The following is a 19,791-nucleotide window of genomic DNA, read 5'->3' on the forward strand; positions in this document are numbered from 1 at the left end:
TGAATTTATTTTAAAATCACCCACACTTTAAGTACTTAATTTTATGGATATAAAAACGATTATTCTCTTTGCTGTATTGCCCAGTTTAAGTATTATTTTTCTCACATGGTTAATACGTTTCCCTAAACCTTGGGTTTTTAAAGCGGTTTTAATTTTTGAAATCATTCTCACCGTCTGCACTTTAGTCATTGAGTTGGATGCAAGAAAAACACCTGGAAATAGCGGTTGGACCATCATTTTCACAGGCTTCTTTCAGTTCTGTTTTTTGCTATTTTTACTGATTGCCCGTATTCGAATCTGGATAGAAAATAAATCTTGAATGTCTACTTCACCTATTTACTGGACGGGAGTGGCGCTTTCTAAAAATAGTGAAGGTTATTAAAAATAATCTACACAAGCCAAAACTTTGACAGCTTTACAGCATACATAACTAAAAAAGCCTCGACATCCTGTCGAGGCTTTCTAGATTCAGTTTTTGGTATAACTCCTGTCGTACCAAGCACTTCCGTGTTGTTCTATTTCTTATTCTTCTTATTTAGGAAACTCCCTGTTTCCCGATAAGTTCATATTAAGAAAATCCAACCTTCAGCACTAGCCGCAAAATTCCGCATTTAATGTCAGCCAAAACGTACAAGATAATGTTTGCAAAATCTTGGCAGATTCTTTGTTCATCTAGCAATTAAGCCTTGGAATAGTCACGTGCGCCAAACAATGCTGTACCAATCCGTACCATAGTTGAACCTGCTGCAATTGCGGCATTTAAATCGCCCGACATCCCCATACTCAAAGTATCCCAATCTTCAGGTTGTGCATGTTGTGCTTTCACTGCATCAAACAATTGTTTGGCATCTTGAAAAGCTTGAGGATGATCAGGTGCAGGAATCACCATCAAACCGCGTAGTTTTAAATGCGGTAATTGGCTGATCTGTCGGACTAATTCTGCAACTTCGCTCGGCTGACAACCATCCTTCGTGTCTTGCGCATCAATATTTACTTGTAAACAAATATTCAGGGGCACTTGTTGAGCATCGCGCTGATTCGATAAACGCTCGGCAATAATCAAACGATCTACCCCATGCACCCATGCAAATTTTTCTGCCAAATGTTTGGTTTTATTGCGCTGCACATGCCCAATAAAGTGCCATTCAATTTCTAAATCACTCAGGGCCTGCATTTTATCCAAAGCTTCTTGCAAATAATTTTCGCCAAAAGCGCGCTGCCCTGTCGCATACATTTCACGCAAGGCTTCACTCGGATGAGTCTTAGACACTGCCAACAATTGCACCGTATTTGGCTCGCGCTGTGCCAACTGGCATGCCTGTTGAATTTGTTGCAAAACCTGAGTGCGCATAAGCTGCAGATTATTCATTGATGCATTTCTCATTTCATTCATCTTTTTTTACCTTGTCCAGCAACTAACAGTTGGTTAAGCTGATGGAAAGCCGTATTATTCTATCAAAATAATTAAGATTTAATTGATCTCGGGGACTTTCATGGATATTACAGAATTATTGGCGTTCTCCGCTAAAAACGGCGCTTCGGATTTACACTTATCTGCGGGCATGCCACCACTGATTCGTGTGGATGGTGAAATTCGTCGAATTAACTTACCAGCATTAGAACATAAAGAAGTACACAAATTAGTGTACGACATTATGAATGATAAACAACGTCGTGATTATGAAGAAAATCTAGAAACGGACTTTTCTTTTGAAGTCCCAGGCGTGGCTCGTTTCCGTGTGAACGCATTTAACCAAAACCGTGGTGCAGGTGCAGTATTCCGTACCATTCCTTCTAAAGTTTTGACCCTTGAAGATTTAGGCATGGGACAAATCTTTAAAGATATTTGTGAATATCCACGTGGTTTGGTATTGGTGACAGGCCCAACGGGTTCAGGTAAATCAACCACACTTGCCGCGATGATTGACTTTATTAATGACAATCGCTACGACCATATTCTGACCGTCGAAGACCCAATCGAATTTGTACACCAATCTAAAAAATGTTTGGTTAACCAACGAGAAGTACACCGTGATACGCATGGCTTTAACGAAGCATTACGTTCGGCACTGCGTGAAGACCCTGACATTATTCTAGTGGGTGAGATGCGTGACTTAGAAACCATTCGTTTGGCACTGACTGCTGCTGAAACGGGTCACTTGGTATTTGGTACGCTACACACCACCTCTGCAGCAAAAACCATTGACCGTGTGATTGACGTATTCCCTGCCGAAGAAAAAGACATGGTACGTGCCATGTTGTCTGAATCTTTACAAGCCGTCATTTCACAATCCCTGCTCAAGAAAAATGGTGGTGGTCGTGTAGCTGCGCATGAAATCATGATTGGTATTCCTGCAGTGCGTAACCTGATTCGTGAAAACAAAGTAGCTCAAATGTACTCGGCAATTCAGACTGGTGCCAACTACGGTATGACCACCCTTGACCAGAGTTTGAAAAACTTGGTATCGCGCGGTGTGATTAGCCCACAAACGGCTCGTACGGTTGCAAAACAGCCTGAATCATTCTTATAAGTTTAAAATTCGAGATACGCGATGGACTTTAATGATTTACTGAATTTAATGATTCAGCAAAAAGCGTCTGACTTGTTTATTACAGCCGATGTTGAACCTTCCATGAAAATTCATGGACAAATTGTGCCTGTAGCCAAAAGTAAACTTACAGGTGAAATTGTCGGTCAGCTGCTTAACTCAATTATGAGTGAAAAACAGCGCAAGGAATTTGCCGAAACCCGTGAATGTAACTTTGCGATTACCAACCGTGAAAAAACAGCACGTTTCCGTGTCAGCGCATTCCAACAACGTGATGAGCCGGGCATGGTACTGCGTCGGATTGAAACCAAAATCCCGACCATGGATGACTTGAAACTGCCACCTATTCTCAAAGATTTGGCGATGACCAAACGTGGCATCATCATTTTTGTAGGTGCGACTGGTACAGGTAAATCGACTTCTTTGGCGTCTATTATTGGTTACCGCAACCAAAACTCCAAAGGTCATATCATTACCATTGAAGACCCGATTGAATTTGTGCATGAACATGCAGGCTGTATTATTACCCAGCGTGAAGTCGGAATTGATACTGACTCCTTTGAAATCGCCTTAAAAAATACTTTGCGTCAAGCACCTGACGTGATTCTGATTGGTGAGATTCGTTCCCGCGAAACCATGGATTATGCAATTGCCTTTGCCGAAACAGGTCACTTGGTATTTGCCACCCTGCACGCCAACAACGCTAACCAAGCAATTGACCGTATTATTCACTTCTTTGAAGCAGACCGACATAACCAGTTGTTCATGGATTTGTCGCTAAACCTGAAAGCGATTGTGGCACAGCAATTAATTCCAACCATAGATGGCAACTCACGTCGTGCTGCGATTGAAATTTTAATTAACTCACCATTAATTGCAGATTTAATCCGTAAAGGTGATGTGCACGAAATTAAAGACCTAATGAAGCGTTCTCGCGAATTGGGCATGCAAACCTTTGACCAAGCTTTATACGACCTCTATAAAGCCAAGCAAATTAGCTACAAAGACGCACTTAAACACGCCGACTCGCCAAACGATTTGCGTCTACAAATCAAACTTGCAGAAGAAGGTGGCGAGCGCTTGTTACATGCAACTTCGAATATTACCTTCGATGGGCAATAACATCACAACAACGCTTAAACACAAACAAAATAGGCTTCCATACGGAAGCCTATTTTTTATGCTTACAGCAAATTATTTCTTGCGTAAGGCTTCACGACATTCTGGCGCATCACAATAACCATATAAATTCAGCGAGTGCCCTGTGAGCTCAAAACCAAATTTTTCAGCTACATCATGCTGTTCTTTTTCAATGGTATCGTTAATAAATTCAACCACTTTGCTACAGTTCAAGCAAACCAAGTGGTCGTGGTGATCTTCCTGCATAATTTCAAACACAGAATGATTGTTCTCAAAATTATGACGCTCAATAATGCCTGCAGCTTCAAACTGTGTTAACACACGATACACAGTTGCTAAACCCACATCTTCACCCTGATCGAGTAAAGTTTTGTAGATATCTTCTGCACTTAAATGATGTTGTTTTGAATTTTCTAATAATTCTAAGATTTTAATTCGTGGAAGGGTAACTTTAAGTCCAGCTTTGCGTAATTCTTGATTTGAAATAGGCATGAAAAAAGGTCTCTCAACAAAATTAAAGTTGGAATATGCAACAAAGTTAAGATGCAGTATGATCTAACACTGGATCAAGATCAAATGCATCATAATTAATTTGGGATAGTGTAGCAAAATGCAAAAAATCATGTTGACGTTATTGGTCACTTCACTGCTCGCAGGCTGTTCGACCTTGGGCGTTTATAAAGTCGATATTCCACAGGGTACACCTTTAACCCAAGCTCAAGCGTCTAAAGTCCAAGTCGGTATGAGTCATCAACAAGTCCGCTTTTTGCTGGGCAGTCCTACCATCGCCGACCCGATGAATCCATTACGTTGGGACTACATTTACAACTATATCCCAGGAACTTATGCTAAAAAAGCCAAGATCCCTGCCGCGCATGGTCAGCATTTGAAAATCTTTTTCAATCAAAATGGTATTGTAGAAAAAGTTGAAGGATTGGAAACGATTCCAGAATCTCAACCAGGCCTACCAGGATCGAAAGAAGCGATTCTCAACGCGCCACCACTATAGCCGCTTTAGAATAAAAAGAAACCCCTCACTGAAATTCATCTGAGGGGTTTTTTAAATCATTGCAATTGTCTCAAGCGATTGCTTTTGGCATAACGCCCTACAGGGTTCTTTGCGGCACGTTTACGACGAATATCTTTCGGGTTAATGGTCAAAGCACGATAAATCTCAACCCGATCACCTGCTTGTAATACATACTGCGGCTCAACCCGCACACCAAAAATACCCAGCATCAACGGTTCAGGTAAAGTCGTTGCTGTCGTAAGTCCACTTTGCTGAATTGCATCTAAAGCGGTCATACCCTGCTGAAATGCGACAGCCACATGCCATTGTTGTTCGGGTGTGGCATACGCCACCCAAACCTGCGCCATTTGACTCATGCGATCCACTGTCCAATTAACGCCACCATCGCCACTACGATAGATACAGGTAACACCACACGTACTGCAATACGCCAAATGTTATAAAACGCTTCACTGCTAAAGTTCATGGCTTTACGCAAATGGCTGATTTTCATAATCCAGCCTGCAAAAATAGCGTAAATCAAACAAATAACTAAGCCCCAAAGCAACAAGGCAAAATTAAATACAGGACTAATGGCAGGAATTGCCCAAACCAAAGTTGCTGCAATCAATACAACCCACTGAATCGCAACCGCCATTTGACGTTGTGCCAATTGTTCACGTGCCAATTGTAATAAAACCGCTGCTGCTGCAACAGTTGCCGCCACCAAAGCCAATGCTGGAATTTGTGCTTGCACGGCAAAGAATGCAAAAGCAACGACTGCCAATAGCTGAGCAATCCAAATTGGCAATACCGTTGAAGTTGCTGCAGATTGTTGCTGTACTTGCGGCAAACTAGTTTGCCAGTACAAGCCCATGCCTAAACCACTGGCCACCAAAGCCAAAACGGTTGCACTGCCCCATTCGCTAAACTCAATTGAGGTGACTTGCCATGCAGGGAGTTCTGAACCCATCACCATCGATAAAACCAAAGCCGCCACAACAGCAACAGCGGTACATAGCAATAAAATTTGACGCGGCACTAATGACAATGCCAGTGCTAAAACAGCCACAATCACAAATAAGACATGACTAGCCAAGTCTGCAGCGGCATATTGATTTAAAATTTGCGCAGCATTAGACAACAAACCGCCTGCTAAAAATGGAATGAACACCACTGCAAGCCAGCCCACCAAACGCCATTTTTGAGAAGCATCGGCATCACGGGTTAAACTTAAAAGTGCTTGTAATGCTGTCGTTTTTGAGCGTTTGGCTAAGGCAATTTCCAAATAAGTAATCGGTAATGCCAAAATCAGCATAGTTGCTAGCCACAACAACCAAAAGTCGAGCTGACGCTCAACCTGAATACCTGTCATTGGTGCGAGTGTGGCAATAATAATGAATGATAAACCAAATGCCATCAGCGGCGATAACCATCGTGACATAGCATTGTCCTGCATGACGCTGTCCTAATAAAAATCTACGGCTATTTTGCCTTTGTCATCAAGGAAAAGCAAAACCTCAAAAAAGAAAAAGCAAACTATCGTTAGATAGCTTGCTGCGCAAATTTATAATTTTTATTCTTTCATTTTTTATGGCTTCAGACTTATGAGAAGAAACGAGCGAACCAGCCTTTACCTTTCTTCTTCTCATTTTCCTTAATAATACCCATCATATTCTCTTTCACTGCACCGACATAATCGGCGTCATCGTGTTGAATATGATTAATTAACCATTTTGATAAGACTTCATGCAATTCGCCTTCAATGGATTGTCCCATTTCATAACGATCGCGATAAGACTCAATTTTTTTAATGAATAAATCATGCACACGTTTATGTGGTACGCGGTATTTATAACCCGCTTCTTCTTGTAATGATTCTTCAAACGTAAAATGCGACTGGGTGTAATCAATAATATTATCTAAAATCTGCTTTACACGTGCTCGATCTGTACCATCGCTAATTTCAACAATTTCATTAATATAATCGAGGATACGTTTATGCTGATCGTCAATCACATCGATACCAGTATTGTATTCTGGAACCCATTTCATCTTCATACGACCACCTTACAGAAATAAATGATTAATCACATTGCGGAATGGTAGCCGTATTTCCCATAAATAAAAATGAAGCGAATTGGTAGGGATTGGTTTAAATCGCACAAAAACAACACAAGACATTGATTTAAATAAATTTTAACAAAAATACCCGACTAAAAGAATCAATTATTAATTAACCAATTTATACATTTTCATTCTTGATTTAATTGAATTATACAATAATAAAATGAATATTTTTCAACCACACATACCCGTATAAATTAGTATTGATCCGCTTTGGTGATCCGTCTTAATTCAGGATTTAAACGCTCACGTTCCAAACGCGCAATATGTGTCATTTGGGTTTTAATTGGGCGTCCATGTTGAAATAAAATCATTTCACCTGGCTGAAATGCTGTCCATGTTTCATTTTGAGTCAAGGGTTCAGTGGTAATCACTGCCACACAATCCTCTGCTGTGGTGACTTGGCTAAAATCAACCTCAACATCTAAATCAATTAATTGTGCAGGCTGAAATGGATAAGCACGCACCAACCAATGTAATTTGGTCACCGCATAACTAAATAATGCCTGACCATTGGACAAACAAAAATTAAAAGTGCCATGTTCTGCAATTTTAGGAGAAATTTCGGCTAACAAGTCAAAAATTTGCGTCAGGCTCGGTTCATCATAACCAAAATGATTTACCAATTGATCTAACAAATAACAAAATGCACGTTCACTGTCGGTATTGCCCACAGGGGTAAAACGACCTGATAAACGTGGATGAAAGTCATGTAAATCACCATTATGGGCAAAAATCCACTGGCGTCCCCACAACTCACGACTAAACGGATGTGAATTTTCTAAATTAATTTTGCCTTGTGTCGCTTTACGAATATGGGCAATCACATTACGCGATTTGATGGGATAGTTGCGGATCAATTCTGCAATGGGTGATTCCACTGCAGATTGATTATCTACAAATAAACGGCAAGCTTTATCTTCAAAAAAAGCAATGCCAAAGCCATCAGAATGGTCTGAGGTAATTCCTGCGCGCTGCGAAAATCCCCGAAATGAAAAGGTAATATCGGTAGGTGTCGCACAATTCATTCCAAGCAACTGACACATAAGGCCTTATCTTTATACAAATAATGAAATTATCTGATTATTGTGCATCAGCCATGTGGATAATTCAAATCTGAAAAAAGTAAATAGATTTCTACAGCACCATTTCATAGATATGCAGTGCTGTAGAAATCTCTGCTTAATTATGCTAGTTAAGATGCTTTCACTTTCTTTTGGCGAATAAAATGTTTCGCCATTTGTTTCACATCTAACAAAACAAAATAATCTAGACAGTTAAACTCACGGTCATAAAATGCTTGCTCAGACAACTTGGCATTCATTTTCAGATAAACATCAAACAATTTAGGAATTCGTTCATCTTGACTAAAACTATGACTTGGGCAACTTGGCTCAAACGGCTGCTGTGACTGAATATCACAGCGCTGATTTTCTGCCAATTGTTGAATCGCTTGATGGGTATGATACGCGCGTGCTTCATTACCTTCCAAACGAATACTGACACAGCCAATCATGTGTTTGGCACGCATTTCCCATAACACTTTAGGCACTAAATTCAGCCATAAAATAGAGAGTGTTTTGCCTGAACGATAACGTGGATGTACACAAGTACGCCCCATTTCGACAATATTCGAGAGATGCCCTAACTCATCTATAATTTTAAACTCGTGCGCACTATAACTGTTGGCTAGCTCATGCCCTTGCCAAAGTTTTAAACGAGTATAAGCAACAATTTCACCCGTAGATTTATCTCTGAGTACGGCGTGTTCACATCCAAAATCGTACAAGTCCTGGTCTAAACCCGATTCAAATTCAATGCCAAATTGCTTGGAAAATTGCTGTGCGCGAAAGCGCTGTACTTCTTGTAGTTGCTTTAAATTTTCAACCCATTCAAATGCATATTGCGTGGCTTTGCTGTTTTTTTTCTGTGCTTTACCCACTTTAACCATAGGAAAGCTAAACTGCTGACGATACTGATTTAATTTTTGTAGCATCATAGATACCTCATGTTTTCTCCTACACTAGGACAGCAGCATGACACTATGATGACCGCGATTTTAGCGACTACAATTTTAAGATTGCAGGATGGGTGCAAAGCAATTTCAAGGATGCTGAATCAACAAAATTTCAGTTTCCTGCCGTAAATTTGACATAAAAAAGAGCTTCGATATTGAAGCTCTTTTAGGGATCATCTTATAGAGTTTTATTTACGCGTTTGGACACGGTTGGTAATTAATGTTCCCACACCATGATCAGTAAAGATTTCCAATAAAGTAGCATGTGGCACACGACCATCTACAATATGTGCACTGATTACACCGCCTTTAACTGCATCCAATGCACAACCCACTTTTGGAATCATGCCACCGTAAATCACGCCTGTATCAATTAAACGATCTACTTCCTGCGTAGTCAAACCAGTTAACAGGTTTTTATTTTCGTCTAATACACCCGTAATATTGGTCAGCAAAATTAACTTTTCCGCACCCAATGCTTCGGCAACTTTACCTGCGACTAAATCGGCATTAATGTTATAGGTATTGCCTGCATCATCGACACCTAAAGGTGCAATCACTGGAATAAAGTCGCTGCTGGTAAACATTTCCAACACGTCGGTTTTGACACCCACCACTTCACCCACCAAACCAAGGTCAATTTGTTGTACTTCGCCTGTTTCAGTAGTTTTTTGCATCAATAATTTTTGTGCGCGAATCAAGTTACCATCTTTACCCGTCAAACCAATGGCACGACCGCCATGTTGGTTAATCAGATTGACGATAGATTTGTTGACGCTACCACCCAAGACCATTTCTACGACTTCCATAGTCGTAGGATCGGTGACACGCATGCCATCAATACGGTCAGACTCACGTCCCAATTGCTTGAGCATAGAATCCACTTGTGGGCCACCGCCATGCACCACAATCGGGTTTAAGCCTACAGTCTTTAACAACACGATATCACGAGCAAAAGAACTTTCCAGCTCAGGATCGGTCATGGCATTGCCGCCATATTTCACAACAAGGGTCTTGCCCGCAAAACGTTGAATATACGGCAAAGCTTCAGTCAAAATTTGCGCTTTGTCGATACCAGTCTGTTGATGTGGCATTCGCCTCTCCTTATTGAGCATCTAAAATGTCTTGGGCGATTTCAGGGTATCGCTCACTTAACATGGAAACAAATGTATCGCGAATATCATTCAGTCGTGATGGATTATCGGCATCAAAACGCACCGTAAAATATTCGCCTGTATTGGATGCTCGAATAATGCCAAATCCATCTTCAAAATCAAGTCTTACACCATCTATTTTACTTAATTCTGCACCACTGCGATGGCTAGAACTTTCAACATCATTTAAAACCGCACTCGGTTCAATATTCCGTGTGCTGATATACGTGTCTTCAGTGCAGCAACGCTCAGGGTATTTCTGCATCAATGCCGAAAGGCTGCTGTAATTACTGTGGCTTAAATATTCCAACACGCGCAGCGCTGCGTAAATACCATCGTCATAGCCAAAACCACGTCCATCATTGAATACATAATGTCCTGCGTATTCGCCACCGAACACAGCCTTGCCTTGCGACTGCGCCAAATAACGCCGCAAGAAGGTACTGCCCGTGCGAATCATCACCGCTTCGCCACCCAAATCACGCACGGTATTGCGCACCATAGTGGAGCATTTTACATCAAACACCACTTGATGCTGAGGATGAGTTTTTAAACACATTTCTGCAAATAAAGACAGCAAACGATCTGCTGAAAGCACATTGGCATGTTCATCCAAGAGGACGACACGATCACCATCGCCATCTAAAGCAATTCCAATGTCTGCCTGATGTTCACGCACCGCAGCTTTTAAATGTTGTAAGTGTTTTTCTTGTGATGGATCGGGTGCATGTTCTGGAAAATGACCATTGGCTTCGCAGCGTAAAGCAATCACCTCACAGCCCATTTTTTGCAAAACCAAAGCAGCGCAATGACCTGCCGAACCATACATCCCATCTAAAACCACTTTAAAAGTGCCCGCCAGTTGAATATCGTTCAACATTGCCTGCTGATATTGCTGACACGCATCTTCAATAAATTCATGTGAAATATTGGTGGCGTGTTGTGAGGCGATGGATGGTGCTGCATCGGTATTTAAATAATATGGCGCTGCATCGTGTGCCACGTGTTGAATCATTTCAGGGGTTGGCGGTTCGCCCTGCACAATCCATTTAATGCCGTTGTCTGATTTTGGATTATGACTGGCCGTAAGCATAATGCCATTGCCTGCCGTGTGTCGTGCCATAAAATACAACATCGGGCTAGAACAACAACCCACCATCGTCACTTGAAATTGATGGGCAAGAAAGACTTGGCGCATAATTTCAGCATAAGCGGGGCTATTTAAACGCGCATCATAACCAATACTAATTTGAGTTTGCTTTTCTTGTTGATATTGTTGCACCAATCCTTGTGCAATGGCGTGTACCAATTTCGCGGTCAGCACAGTTTCTTTGCCACGAATGTCGTAAGCGCGAAAAATATGCTGAGGAAAAAGTGTTTGTGGATTGTTCATAGGCTTACAACTACAAAGATGAGCCAACATAAAGTGAATAAATCTTGGCTCGAGATATTTTGAAAATTCTAATTAGATTTTTTAATAGATGTGCAATGGTCTCATCAGAGCTAGTGATTTACTTGTCATTATTAGTACATCTTTCGTTACTTTTCAAGAATTGTTGGTAAAGTTTCAAGTAAAACCTTACCAAACGATTTAGGCTAAAACCTCAGTAAACTCAGTTTTTACCCGTATGCCCAAAACCACCTGCACCACGTTCAGTGGCGACAAATTCATCTACCTGTTCAAACTCAGCCTGCACCACAGGTACCAAAACGTATTGCGCTAAACGCTCACCAGGTTCTAAGCTAAATGCTGTTTGGCTACGGTTCCACACCGAAACCATCAATTCACCCTGATAATCTGAATCAATCAAACCCACCAAGTTCCCCAACACGATGCCATGTTTGTGACCCAAGCCTGAACGCGGCAAAATCATGCCTGCAAAACCTGTATCTTGAATATAAATCGCTAAACCTGTTTTGACCAATACTGTTTGACCCGGCTCAATCACGGTGCTGCTGTCTACACAAGCACGTAAGTCCAACCCTGCCGAACCTGCGGTTGCATAAGTTGGCATTGGCCATTCTGTGCCTAAACGTGAATCTAAGACTTTAACTTGAACTTTCATGAAGTTTATCCTGTTTTTAAATTTTCAATGTAATTTCGATATAAATTATGCCCTTTGATGCTGTACTTGCATCAACACCGCTGAATGTTTTTCAGCGCTTAATCAGAGCACGTAAATTTTCCAAATAATGCTGTGCCTGTAATTTCGGATCGACATCACCGGCTAACTTTTTCTTACGTCCGAGCCATTCCAATTCATCTTGTGGTAATTCATCCAAAAAACGACTTGGGGTCATTTGTTTCATTTGCCCGCCCGCTTTGCGCTGCTCTGCCAAAGTAATGGTTAAGCCCTGACGTGCACGAGTAATCCCCACGTACATCAAACGGCGTTCTTCCTCGACAGTATCTGCCACAATTGAGTTTTTATGCGGTAAAAGCTCTTCTTCCAAACCAATCAAATACACGTACGGAAATTCCAAGCCTTTGGACGCATGCAGGGTGAGTAAATTGACTTTATCAGTGTCTTCTTCTTCCTGTTGCTGTTCGAGCATATCGAGCAGCACCATTTTACGAATCACGCTTTCAATATTCTTTTCATCGACATCTTCAGCACGGTTAATCAAACTTTGGATGCTGCTATATAGAACTTCGATATTATCTAGCTTGGTTTTTTCCTGCGCAGGGGTAGCTGCTTGCTCTTTAATGTAGTCGATATAACCTGCTTCGAGCATCATTTGACGGATGATTGGCACAGGTTCATCATCTTCCAATAAGTTACGCGTAAAATTGCTAATAAAATCTGAAAACTCTGCCAACTGCGTCGTGGCTTTTTTCGGAATTGCCATGGTTAGGCGCTGATCACCTGCAGCAGCCAATAATGACAAATGGTTTTCTTGTGCAAACAGCCCTAGTTTTTCCAAAGTCACAGGACCAATCGCGCGTTTAGGCGTGTTAATAATGCGTAAGAATGCGCTGTCATCTTCAGGGTTAATAATCAGACGCAAATAACTCATGATGTCTTTGATTTCAGCACGTGCGAAGAATGACTGCCCCCCCGAAAGCTTGTAAGGAATTTGCATTTGACGTAATTGGGTTTCCAGAATACGTGCCTGAAAGTTCCCTCGGTACAAAATTGCATAATCTTTCCAGCTTTTACCATTCATCAGTTTATGCGTGAGTAAGTCTTTAACCACGCGTTCTGATTCATCATCATCATTGCGGCATGTAATTACCCGAATCACTTCACCATGACCTTTATCTGACCACAGTTTTTTGTCAAAAATATGTGGATTATTGCCAATGACGGTGTTGGCCGCTTTTAAAATGCGACTGGTCGAGCGATAGTTTTGCTCAAGTTTAATCACTTTTAAATTCGGGAAATCATCTTTCAGCAAGGCCATATTTTCAGGCTTGGCACCGCGCCATGCGTAAATCGATTGGTCGTCATCACCTACCGCAGTGAACTGCCCCATCACACCCACCAATAATTTCACCAAGATATACTGTGCGGTGTTGGTATCTTGATACTCATCGACCAATAAATAACGGACACGGTTCTGCCATTTGTCACGCACTTCAGCATTTTCTTGCAAAAGTCGTGTTGGCATTACAATTAAATCGTCAAAATCTACCGCGTTATAGGCACGTAAATTACGTTCGTAAAGTTGATATAAATGTGCAAATTGGATGTCTTCTGGCGTTTCGCACGTGGTATGTGCCTGTTCTGGTGCGATCAGATCGTTTTTCCAGTCCGAAATCATCTTCATGGCTTTGGCAATCAATTCTTTGCTTTCTGCACCCGACAAATTATCGCGGTGCATTAAATCCATCAGAATACGTTTACAGTCATCGGCATCCAAAATAGAGAAGTTGGCTTTTAACGGCGTGTGTTTTAATTCAAAACGTAATAAATTCAGACCAAAGGTGTGGAAAGTCGAAACCGATAATCCTTTAGCTTCTTCACGTGACAACAATTTGGTCACACGCTCTTTCATTTCTCGTGCTGCTTTGTTGGTAAAAGTCATCGCTGTAATACGATGCGCAGGAATCCCGCAATGCTTAACCAAATAGGCAATTTTTCGGGTAATCACCGAAGTTTTGCCTGAACCTGCACCTGCAAGCACTAACAAGGGTCCTTGAGTGTATTTCATCGCTTCAAGTTGCTTGTCGTTTAACTGACTTGCCAGTGTCATAGTATTTCCTCTATTTCGGTTCGAGCTCGATTATAGTCATCTCCGCCAAAGATGACTAATCTAAAATGCTACTTTAGACGTCATTGTCTATTTGCTGAGTAGACCCTAGAAATTGCTTGCATAAAAAAACCGCCCGAAGGCGGTTCTTTACAATCTATACAATGCCAGATTATTGGATTGCATAAATGCTGATTTCTACACGACGGTTTTGCTCACGACCTTCTGCAGTAGCATTCGATGCGATTGGGTTTGCAGCACCGTGACCTTGTGCATTAATACGTGAAGTTGATACACCACGGCTAGCCAAGTAGTTTGCAACCGATTGTGCACGTGCTTGTGACAATGGAATGTTGATTGCGTCGTTACCAGTGCTGTCAGTATAACCTGTTACCAAAATACCGCTCTTGTTATCTTGGGTTAGCGTTTGCGCTACTTTGTCCAAGGTAGAATAGAAGTTTGGTTTGATGTTTGATTTGTTAGTATCAAACGTGATGTTACCCGGCATGATCAAGCCAACAGAACCATCGGCATTACGGTTTACTTCTACGCCTGTACCAGCCATTTGTTGACGAAGTTGTTTTTCTTTATTGTCAAGATAAACACCCGCAGCAGCACCCACTACAGCACCAATCGCTGCAGCACGGTTGTTTTGTGCGCTTGTATTTGCGTTACCTTTAGAGATGCCATAACCCGCAGCAGCACCAATTACTGTGCCTAACGCAGTTTTGTCATATTCCATACCACCAAGGTTGTTACCAGTCGTTTGACAACCAGTTAAAACCATTGCCCCTACGACTGCTGCCGAAATTGCTAATGCACGCATGGCATGCCTCCTTACTTGTGTTTTGTTGTATATGCTGAATATTGAATGAAAAAATATACTTAGACCATTGATTTTTTGTTAATAAAAAAACTTTTACTTACAAATATACATGATCATGTACAAATCTTGGTATAACTTCATCACAATTTCTACACACTTTCACTTCAACACTTTTTTATTTTAAAAACAACATTTATATTGGAGTCATCTACAAACACGTGACGCATTGGACGATTTATCTTCAGGATTGATTTATATGTCATCGCAAGCAAAGAAACACCCTTTATTAAAAAAAATCACAAAAGGTCTCACCGTGGGTACAGTCATCACTGGCAGTACATTTTTTCACGGCCCTCCTGTGTTGGCTTTGGGCTTAACCAAACTGTTAAAGCAGTCACGTAAGGTCGATGAAACCAATATTCAAATTACCAACAGTTGGCTCAGTGTAAACAACTGGCTGATTGATCATGTATTACCCAATACCCAATGGGATATCAGCATTGATGAAGATTTGCAACTGAGCATGCAAGGTCGTTATCTCATGACCTGTAACCATCAAAGTTGGGTCGATACCACAGTAAATCAGTATTTTGGCTTAACCCGTATGCCATTGACCCGCTTTTTTACCAAGTGGGAACTGATCTTTATTCCCTTTGTAGGACAAGCCTTTAAAATTTTAGGCTTCCCAATGATGAAGCGTCACAGCAAAGCACAAATTGCCAAAAAACCTGAGCTGAAAGACCGCGATATGGAAGAAGCGCGTAAAGCCTGCCAACAGTTATTAAGTCAGCCCTTTACCCTGCTGAATTATTTAGAAGGCACACGCTTTACCCAAGAAAAACATGATCAACAACAATCGCCTTATCAACATTTATTAAAGCCAAAAGCTGGTGGTTTAGCTTTGGCATTGAATATTTTGGGTGATCAAATTGATGCCTTGGTAGATATGACCATTGTGTACCCAGATGGCGTGCCGGGCTATGGCGAGTTTTGGTTAGGTGAGGTGCCGCGCATTGCGGTGAATTTACGCAAAATTAATATTCCAGATTGGGTGTTGGGAGGCAATTACGAAGATGATGCTGAATATCGTGAGCGTTTTCAGCAATGGGTGCATGAACTGTGGCTGGAAAAAGATCAATTGATTGAAAGCATGCAACAAAAACTTGCAGCTCCGACTGCATAACCATTCAGGTACGCCATGAAAAAGTCTGAAGAACCTGTCATCAAATCCTCTTTTCATCCCCTGCGTAAAGATTCATGGGGATGGAAAATTGCCTTGGCTTATGACTTGTTTTTGATGGGTTTAATCATCTTTAACTTGTTCTGTTTAAGTGCCAATGCCATTTTAATGAGTGATTTTGGCGAATGGTTGTTCGATTTTATTCGTCTACCTGAAATTTTACAGTTTTATCGAACAGAATTGCGCCCTTGGGTGGTGATTACCGAAGGCTGGTTTACCACGTTTTTAATTGTAGAGTTGGGCGTGCGTTGGGGTATTGCAATTATTTTCAAACATCATCAGCGTTGGTGGTTTTTCCCGTTTATTCACTGGTATGAAATTCTTGCAATTATTCCGCAATTGCGTTTTTTACGTTTATTACGTGCCATCGCGATTGGTTACAACCTGCATAGCCATGGCTATAAAGTCATTCCAGACAGTTGGTATAAACGCGGCAACTTTTACTACAACTTGCTAATGGAAGAACTGAGTAGCCGTGTGGTGCTCACGGTACTTAATGGTGTGCAACGTGAATTGACCACCAGTACCACTCACAAACAATTTATTGATGATTTGGTCGAGCATCATCGTCAATTACTCGCGATTGCCCTAGCCGATATTTTGCAGGAATCCTTAGGCAAAGAATTACAAATGCAGCGTCACATGATTGCGAAAAATGTTGGGTTGGTGGTGAATCAAGCCATTGAAGATACGCCTGAACTGACGCAATTGCTGCGCCTGATTCCATTGGTCGGTGGACGTATTGAACAGCAAATTCAAAGTATCGGACAGCGATTGGGTGAAAATATCACCCAAGGTTTAATTGAACCTTTTGCACAGCAGAATCAACAAGTACAAAATCCAACTTATCAAATGATTGCTGAAAAAATTAGTCAGATTGAGATTGAACATAATCAGCATATTGATAAATTAGTGGAATCGGCAATATTTGAAAGTTTAGAAGCGATTCGCAAACAAGTAAAAGTTAAACAATGGCAACAAATTTTAAATGAAGGACAACAACACGATATTTCATAAAGGTCTTTCGATAATTTCAGCTAAAACAATGTGAAATATTTTTAGTAACTGAACTAGAGAATTCACCCAATTTGTTCTAGGATTTGCTCTATTTATAAGATGACTTCAACAACCAGCAAAGTTAGAAGTGTTAAGGAATTATTATGGCTGACATACGGATAAAAGGCAGATTGGTCAATGCGATTCGCATTAGCTTAGACACCAATGATCATGATGCGATCCGCCAGCAACTAAGCCCAATGTTGCAAAAATCATTTCCACCAGGGGTTTTGGTGGTCATTGAAAGTTCAGTCGAACAAGAATTGATTGCGCTAATTCAATTGCTAATTAGCCTAGAAGCACAGCCAATTGCTGTGACTGAAGGCATTATGGCAGATCAGGCACGTGCTATTCAGTTCCCTGTCATCCCGCAAGACCGTCCATTGCAGGAAGTGAAAGCCACCAAAGAACAAGTGGTTGAAGTAAAACCTGAACCTGCGGCAGAACAGCAACAGACGGAAAATCAAGTCGCTGAAACTGCACCTGCTGTGGCGCATATTACGTCTTATCACGATGAAATTTTGCGTACAGGTCAATGCTTGGTACAACATCAGGGCGACATTATTTTAACCGCAGGCATCAACAGCGGTTCTGAAGTGATTGCTTCAGGAAATATACATATTTATGGTAGTGTACGTGGTAGAGTCATTGCCGGCGCGGGCGGGAATATTGCGGCACGAATTTTCTGTCATTCCCTAGAAGCAGAATTGGTATCTATTGCAGGCACGTATTGCGTGGCGGACGATATTCCTCAGCATGTGACTAAAAAACCTGTGCATATTTACTTAAATGATAACCAAGAGCTTGTATTTGAAGCTCTACAATTTTAATGTATAAATAATCACCAAAAATCCCCGAAAAAATATAGGGGAATTTAAACCATAACAGGAGTGGATTCGGTGGCGAAAATTGTTGTCGTAACATCAGGCAAAGGTGGCGTAGGTAAAACCACTACAAGTGCATCTTTTGCAACAGGTTTAGCCCTACGTGGTCACAAAACTGTTGTTATCGATTTTGACGTGGGTTTACGTAACCTTGACTTAATTATGGGTTGTGAACGTCGCGTTGTTTATGATTTTGTGAATGTATTAAATAATGAAGCGCGTTTACAACAAGCATTAATTCGCGATAAAGATATCGAAAACCTTTATATTCTTCCAGCTTCACAAACCCGTGATAAAGATGCCCTCACCGATGAAGGTGTGGCACGTATCATGGATGAGTTGGCACAAGAATTTGATTACATTATTTGCGACTCACCTGCAGGGATTGAGCGCGGTGCCATTCTTGCAATGTACCATGCCGATGAAGCGATTATTGTGACCAACCCTGAAATTTCTTCAGTACGTGACTCTGACCGTATTATTGGTATGCTTGACAGCAAAACCAAAAAAGTAGAACAAAACGAAGGTCGTGTGCGTAAGCACTTGTGTATTACACGTTACAACCCAGAACGTGCCGATAAACAAGAAATGCTGACCATTGACGACATTTCTAAAGATATTTTACGTGTACCAACTTTAGGCGTGATTCCTGAATGTAAGAGCGTACTTCAAGCATCTAACGAAGGTAAACCTGTCATTCTGTATAGCGATGCTGCTGCAGGTCAGGCGTATGATGACTTAGTTGCACGTTTCTTGGGTGAAGAACGTCCGTTTCGTCATATTGAAACAAAACCGAAAGGTTGGTTAGCACGATTATTTGGAGCGTAGACATGGCAGGATTTTGGAGCAAATTATTTAGCGGTGAAGATAAGCCATCTAGCGCACAAACAGCAAAAGATCGCTTAAAAGTGATTGTTGCTTCTGAACAAGGTCTAGGTAAACGCTTAAGCCAAGACAAAATTGATCAGATGAAAAAAGAAATCATGCAAGTGGTAAATCGCTACGTGCGTGGTGTCGATGAACAACATATTCAAATGTCTGTGCGTTCAGAAGCCAATATTGAAATGTTGGAAATGAATATCAATTTGCCTGAAGAGCGATAATCTGAATACTGATTAGTCAAGCAAATTGAATCAGGGCAAAATAACACTAGTTATTTTGCCCTATTTTTTTCAAAAGAATATAAAGGAGATTGCCATGGCATTATCTCAACCTGCGACCTTTAACGAAGCATGGTCGGATGAACGTGTATTTGCCTATTTGAATCAACTTCCACCTGCAGGTGTGAATGCAGATTTTCACGTACTCTATCACGCATTTAAACACATGCGTCCAAGCGACTATGAACGTCTATTGACACAATTTGTTGCCGATGGTCGCGATGTCAATGCCACTAATCCTGAAGGTCAGCGTATTCACGATGTGATTGCTGAATTTCCACGTCAAAAAGATGGTTTTTTAGCAGTTTTAGCCAAGTTTGCTTAAACTGTTTAAACACAATCTCTGGCTAAATTCAGCCAAAAAGATTGAGTGTAAAAAGAAAAAATCCCGCAATTGAATTGCGGGATTTTTTTATAGCACTACTTGATTCAAAA

The 19,791-nt window shown here is 41.1% G+C and carries 22 protein-coding genes; 10 read left to right on the forward strand and 12 right to left on the reverse strand.

Annotation, left to right across the window (positions count from 1 at the left end; all coding sequences use genetic code 11):
* The first annotated feature begins 43 nt into the window (after positions 1-43).
* Complete coding sequence (locus E0H79_RS11785) at positions 44-319, forward strand: hypothetical protein (RefSeq protein ID WP_004975329.1); 276 nt, start codon at positions 44-46, stop codon at positions 317-319.
* 360 nt (positions 320-679) lie between these two features.
* Here E0H79_RS11785 and E0H79_RS11790 read toward each other — a convergent pair whose 3' ends face one another.
* Complete coding sequence (locus tag E0H79_RS11790; protein ID WP_131261727.1) at positions 680-1,369, reverse strand: YggS family pyridoxal phosphate-dependent enzyme; 690 nt, start codon at positions 1,367-1,369, stop codon at positions 680-682.
* A gap of 124 nt (positions 1,370-1,493) precedes the next feature.
* On the opposite strand from E0H79_RS11790, the gene E0H79_RS11795 reads away from it, so the two are divergent.
* Complete coding sequence (locus E0H79_RS11795) at positions 1,494-2,531, forward strand: type IV pilus twitching motility protein PilT (protein ID WP_004975327.1); 1,038 nt, start codon at positions 1,494-1,496, stop codon at positions 2,529-2,531.
* Between the two features lie 21 nt (positions 2,532-2,552).
* Positions 2,553-3,671 carry a PilT/PilU family type 4a pilus ATPase gene (locus E0H79_RS11800; RefSeq protein ID WP_104852406.1) on the forward strand — a complete coding sequence of 373 codons (1,119 nt, stop codon included), beginning with the start codon at positions 2,553-2,555 and terminating at the stop codon, positions 3,669-3,671.
* Positions 3,672-3,743: 72 nt separating this feature from the next.
* Here the strand turns inward: E0H79_RS11800 and fur are convergent, their stop codons facing one another.
* Complete coding sequence (gene fur, locus E0H79_RS11805) at positions 3,744-4,181, reverse strand: ferric iron uptake transcriptional regulator (RefSeq protein ID WP_004975325.1); 438 nt, start codon at positions 4,179-4,181, stop codon at positions 3,744-3,746.
* 118 nt (positions 4,182-4,299) lie between these two features.
* Here fur and E0H79_RS11810 point away from each other — a divergent pair, with 118 nt between their 5' ends.
* Positions 4,300-4,698 (forward strand): outer membrane protein assembly factor BamE, encoded by a 399-nt coding sequence (locus E0H79_RS11810; RefSeq protein WP_004975323.1) that lies wholly within the window; start codon positions 4,300-4,302, stop codon positions 4,696-4,698.
* 56 nt (positions 4,699-4,754) lie between these two features.
* Here the strand turns inward: E0H79_RS11810 and E0H79_RS11815 are convergent, their stop codons facing one another.
* The 10 genes from E0H79_RS11815 to E0H79_RS11860 all read right to left on the reverse strand — a co-directional run bounded on the left by E0H79_RS11815 (position 4,755) and on the right by E0H79_RS11860 (position 15,016).
* Entirely contained in the window at positions 4,755-5,075 is a 321-nt protein-coding gene (locus tag E0H79_RS11815) for an RnfH family protein (protein ID WP_131261718.1), read from the reverse strand.
* Complete coding sequence (locus tag E0H79_RS11820; protein WP_104852408.1) at positions 5,072-6,157, reverse strand: hypothetical protein; 1,086 nt, start codon at positions 6,155-6,157, stop codon at positions 5,072-5,074. Before E0H79_RS11820 ends, E0H79_RS11815 begins: the two co-directional genes overlap by 4 nt.
* 146 nt (positions 6,158-6,303) lie before the next feature.
* Positions 6,304-6,759, reverse strand: a complete 456-nt coding sequence (locus E0H79_RS11825) for a bacteriohemerythrin (protein WP_004975314.1) — start codon at positions 6,757-6,759, stop codon at positions 6,304-6,306.
* Positions 6,760-7,022: 263 nt separating this feature from the next.
* Entirely contained in the window at positions 7,023-7,871 is an 849-nt protein-coding gene (locus E0H79_RS11830) for a class II glutamine amidotransferase (protein WP_004975313.1), read from the reverse strand.
* A 149-nt stretch (positions 7,872-8,020) separates the two neighbouring features.
* Positions 8,021-8,821: a GNAT family N-acetyltransferase gene (locus E0H79_RS11835; protein WP_026438333.1), complete on the reverse strand. Its 801-nt coding sequence runs from the start codon at positions 8,819-8,821 to the stop codon at positions 8,021-8,023.
* A gap of 209 nt (positions 8,822-9,030) precedes the next feature.
* The gene (gene argB, locus E0H79_RS11840; protein WP_004975310.1) at positions 9,031-9,936 is read right to left on the reverse strand and encodes an acetylglutamate kinase; all 906 of its coding nucleotides are present in this window, start codon (positions 9,934-9,936) and stop codon (positions 9,031-9,033) included.
* Positions 9,937-9,946: 10 nt separating this feature from the next.
* Positions 9,947-11,389: a phosphomannomutase/phosphoglucomutase gene (locus E0H79_RS11845; RefSeq protein WP_004975308.1), complete on the reverse strand. Its 1,443-nt coding sequence runs from the start codon at positions 11,387-11,389 to the stop codon at positions 9,947-9,949.
* A gap of 220 nt (positions 11,390-11,609) precedes the next feature.
* The gene (gene dut / locus E0H79_RS11850) at positions 11,610-12,062 is read right to left on the reverse strand and encodes a dUTP diphosphatase (protein ID WP_019838282.1); all 453 of its coding nucleotides are present in this window, start codon (positions 12,060-12,062) and stop codon (positions 11,610-11,612) included.
* Positions 12,063-12,153: 91 nt separating this feature from the next.
* Positions 12,154-14,193 carry a UvrD-helicase domain-containing protein gene (locus tag E0H79_RS11855; RefSeq protein ID WP_004975304.1) on the reverse strand — a complete coding sequence of 680 codons (2,040 nt, stop codon included), beginning with the start codon at positions 14,191-14,193 and terminating at the stop codon, positions 12,154-12,156.
* A gap of 169 nt (positions 14,194-14,362) precedes the next feature.
* Positions 14,363-15,016, reverse strand: a complete 654-nt coding sequence (locus tag E0H79_RS11860) for an OmpA family protein (protein ID WP_104852412.1) — start codon at positions 15,014-15,016, stop codon at positions 14,363-14,365.
* A gap of 256 nt (positions 15,017-15,272) precedes the next feature.
* On the opposite strand from E0H79_RS11860, the gene E0H79_RS11865 reads away from it, so the two are divergent.
* From E0H79_RS11865 to E0H79_RS11890, 6 genes are all read left to right on the forward strand, one after another.
* Complete coding sequence (locus tag E0H79_RS11865; RefSeq protein WP_131261720.1) at positions 15,273-16,199, forward strand: acyltransferase; 927 nt, start codon at positions 15,273-15,275, stop codon at positions 16,197-16,199.
* A gap of 15 nt (positions 16,200-16,214) precedes the next feature.
* Entirely contained in the window at positions 16,215-17,273 is a 1,059-nt protein-coding gene (locus E0H79_RS11870; protein WP_131261721.1) for a preprotein translocase subunit SecA, read from the forward strand.
* A gap of 143 nt (positions 17,274-17,416) precedes the next feature.
* Positions 17,417-18,142: a septum site-determining protein MinC gene (gene minC, locus E0H79_RS11875; protein ID WP_096902696.1), complete on the forward strand. Its 726-nt coding sequence runs from the start codon at positions 17,417-17,419 to the stop codon at positions 18,140-18,142.
* 69 nt (positions 18,143-18,211) lie between these two features.
* The gene (gene minD / locus E0H79_RS11880; RefSeq protein WP_096902697.1) at positions 18,212-19,024 is read left to right on the forward strand and encodes a septum site-determining protein MinD; all 813 of its coding nucleotides are present in this window, start codon (positions 18,212-18,214) and stop codon (positions 19,022-19,024) included.
* Between the two features lie 2 nt (positions 19,025-19,026).
* Entirely contained in the window at positions 19,027-19,299 is a 273-nt protein-coding gene (minE, locus tag E0H79_RS11885; RefSeq protein ID WP_096902698.1) for a cell division topological specificity factor MinE, read from the forward strand.
* Between the two features lie 94 nt (positions 19,300-19,393).
* Positions 19,394-19,681 carry a PA4642 family protein gene (locus E0H79_RS11890; protein ID WP_004975291.1) on the forward strand — a complete coding sequence of 96 codons (288 nt, stop codon included), beginning with the start codon at positions 19,394-19,396 and terminating at the stop codon, positions 19,679-19,681.
* Positions 19,682-19,791 lie beyond the last annotated feature (110 nt).

Origin of the sequence: Acinetobacter sp. ANC 5045, assembly GCF_004331005.1 — a bacterium.
GTDB lineage: Bacteria > Pseudomonadota > Gammaproteobacteria > Pseudomonadales > Moraxellaceae > Acinetobacter > Acinetobacter towneri.

Excerpts from the sequence above, each read along its gene's own strand:
- E0H79_RS11785 (WP_004975329.1), top strand. The coding sequence starts at position 44 with ATGGATATAAAAACGATTATTCTCTTTGCTGTATTGCCCAGTTTAAGT.
- E0H79_RS11790 (WP_131261727.1), bottom strand. The coding sequence starts at position 1,369 with ATGAATAATCTGCAGCTTATGCGCACTCAGGTTTTGCAACAAATTCAA.
- E0H79_RS11795 (WP_004975327.1), top strand. The coding sequence starts at position 1,494 with ATGGATATTACAGAATTATTGGCGTTCTCCGCTAAAAACGGCGCTTCG.
- E0H79_RS11800 (WP_104852406.1), top strand. The coding sequence starts at position 2,553 with ATGGACTTTAATGATTTACTGAATTTAATGATTCAGCAAAAAGCGTCT.
- fur (WP_004975325.1), bottom strand. The coding sequence starts at position 4,181 with ATGCCTATTTCAAATCAAGAATTACGCAAAGCTGGACTTAAAGTTACC.
- E0H79_RS11810 (WP_004975323.1), top strand. The coding sequence starts at position 4,300 with ATGCAAAAAATCATGTTGACGTTATTGGTCACTTCACTGCTCGCAGGC.
- E0H79_RS11815 (WP_131261718.1), bottom strand. The coding sequence starts at position 5,075 with ATGAGTCAAATGGCGCAGGTTTGGGTGGCGTATGCCACACCCGAACAA.
- E0H79_RS11820 (WP_104852408.1), bottom strand. The coding sequence starts at position 6,157 with ATGCAGGACAATGCTATGTCACGATGGTTATCGCCGCTGATGGCATTT.
- E0H79_RS11825 (WP_004975314.1), bottom strand. The coding sequence starts at position 6,759 with ATGAAGATGAAATGGGTTCCAGAATACAATACTGGTATCGATGTGATT.
- E0H79_RS11830 (WP_004975313.1), bottom strand. The coding sequence starts at position 7,871 with ATGTGTCAGTTGCTTGGAATGAATTGTGCGACACCTACCGATATTACC.
- E0H79_RS11835 (WP_026438333.1), bottom strand. The coding sequence starts at position 8,821 with ATGCTACAAAAATTAAATCAGTATCGTCAGCAGTTTAGCTTTCCTATG.
- argB (WP_004975310.1), bottom strand. The coding sequence starts at position 9,936 with ATGCCACATCAACAGACTGGTATCGACAAAGCGCAAATTTTGACTGAA.
- E0H79_RS11845 (WP_004975308.1), bottom strand. The coding sequence starts at position 11,389 with ATGAACAATCCACAAACACTTTTTCCTCAGCATATTTTTCGCGCTTAC.
- dut (WP_019838282.1), bottom strand. The coding sequence starts at position 12,062 with ATGAAAGTTCAAGTTAAAGTCTTAGATTCACGTTTAGGCACAGAATGG.
- E0H79_RS11855 (WP_004975304.1), bottom strand. The coding sequence starts at position 14,193 with ATGACACTGGCAAGTCAGTTAAACGACAAGCAACTTGAAGCGATGAAA.
- E0H79_RS11860 (WP_104852412.1), bottom strand. The coding sequence starts at position 15,016 with ATGCGTGCATTAGCAATTTCGGCAGCAGTCGTAGGGGCAATGGTTTTA.
- E0H79_RS11865 (WP_131261720.1), top strand. The coding sequence starts at position 15,273 with ATGTCATCGCAAGCAAAGAAACACCCTTTATTAAAAAAAATCACAAAA.
- E0H79_RS11870 (WP_131261721.1), top strand. The coding sequence starts at position 16,215 with ATGAAAAAGTCTGAAGAACCTGTCATCAAATCCTCTTTTCATCCCCTG.
- minC (WP_096902696.1), top strand. The coding sequence starts at position 17,417 with ATGGCTGACATACGGATAAAAGGCAGATTGGTCAATGCGATTCGCATT.
- minE (WP_096902698.1), top strand. The coding sequence starts at position 19,027 with ATGGCAGGATTTTGGAGCAAATTATTTAGCGGTGAAGATAAGCCATCT.
- E0H79_RS11890 (WP_004975291.1), top strand. The coding sequence starts at position 19,394 with ATGGCATTATCTCAACCTGCGACCTTTAACGAAGCATGGTCGGATGAA.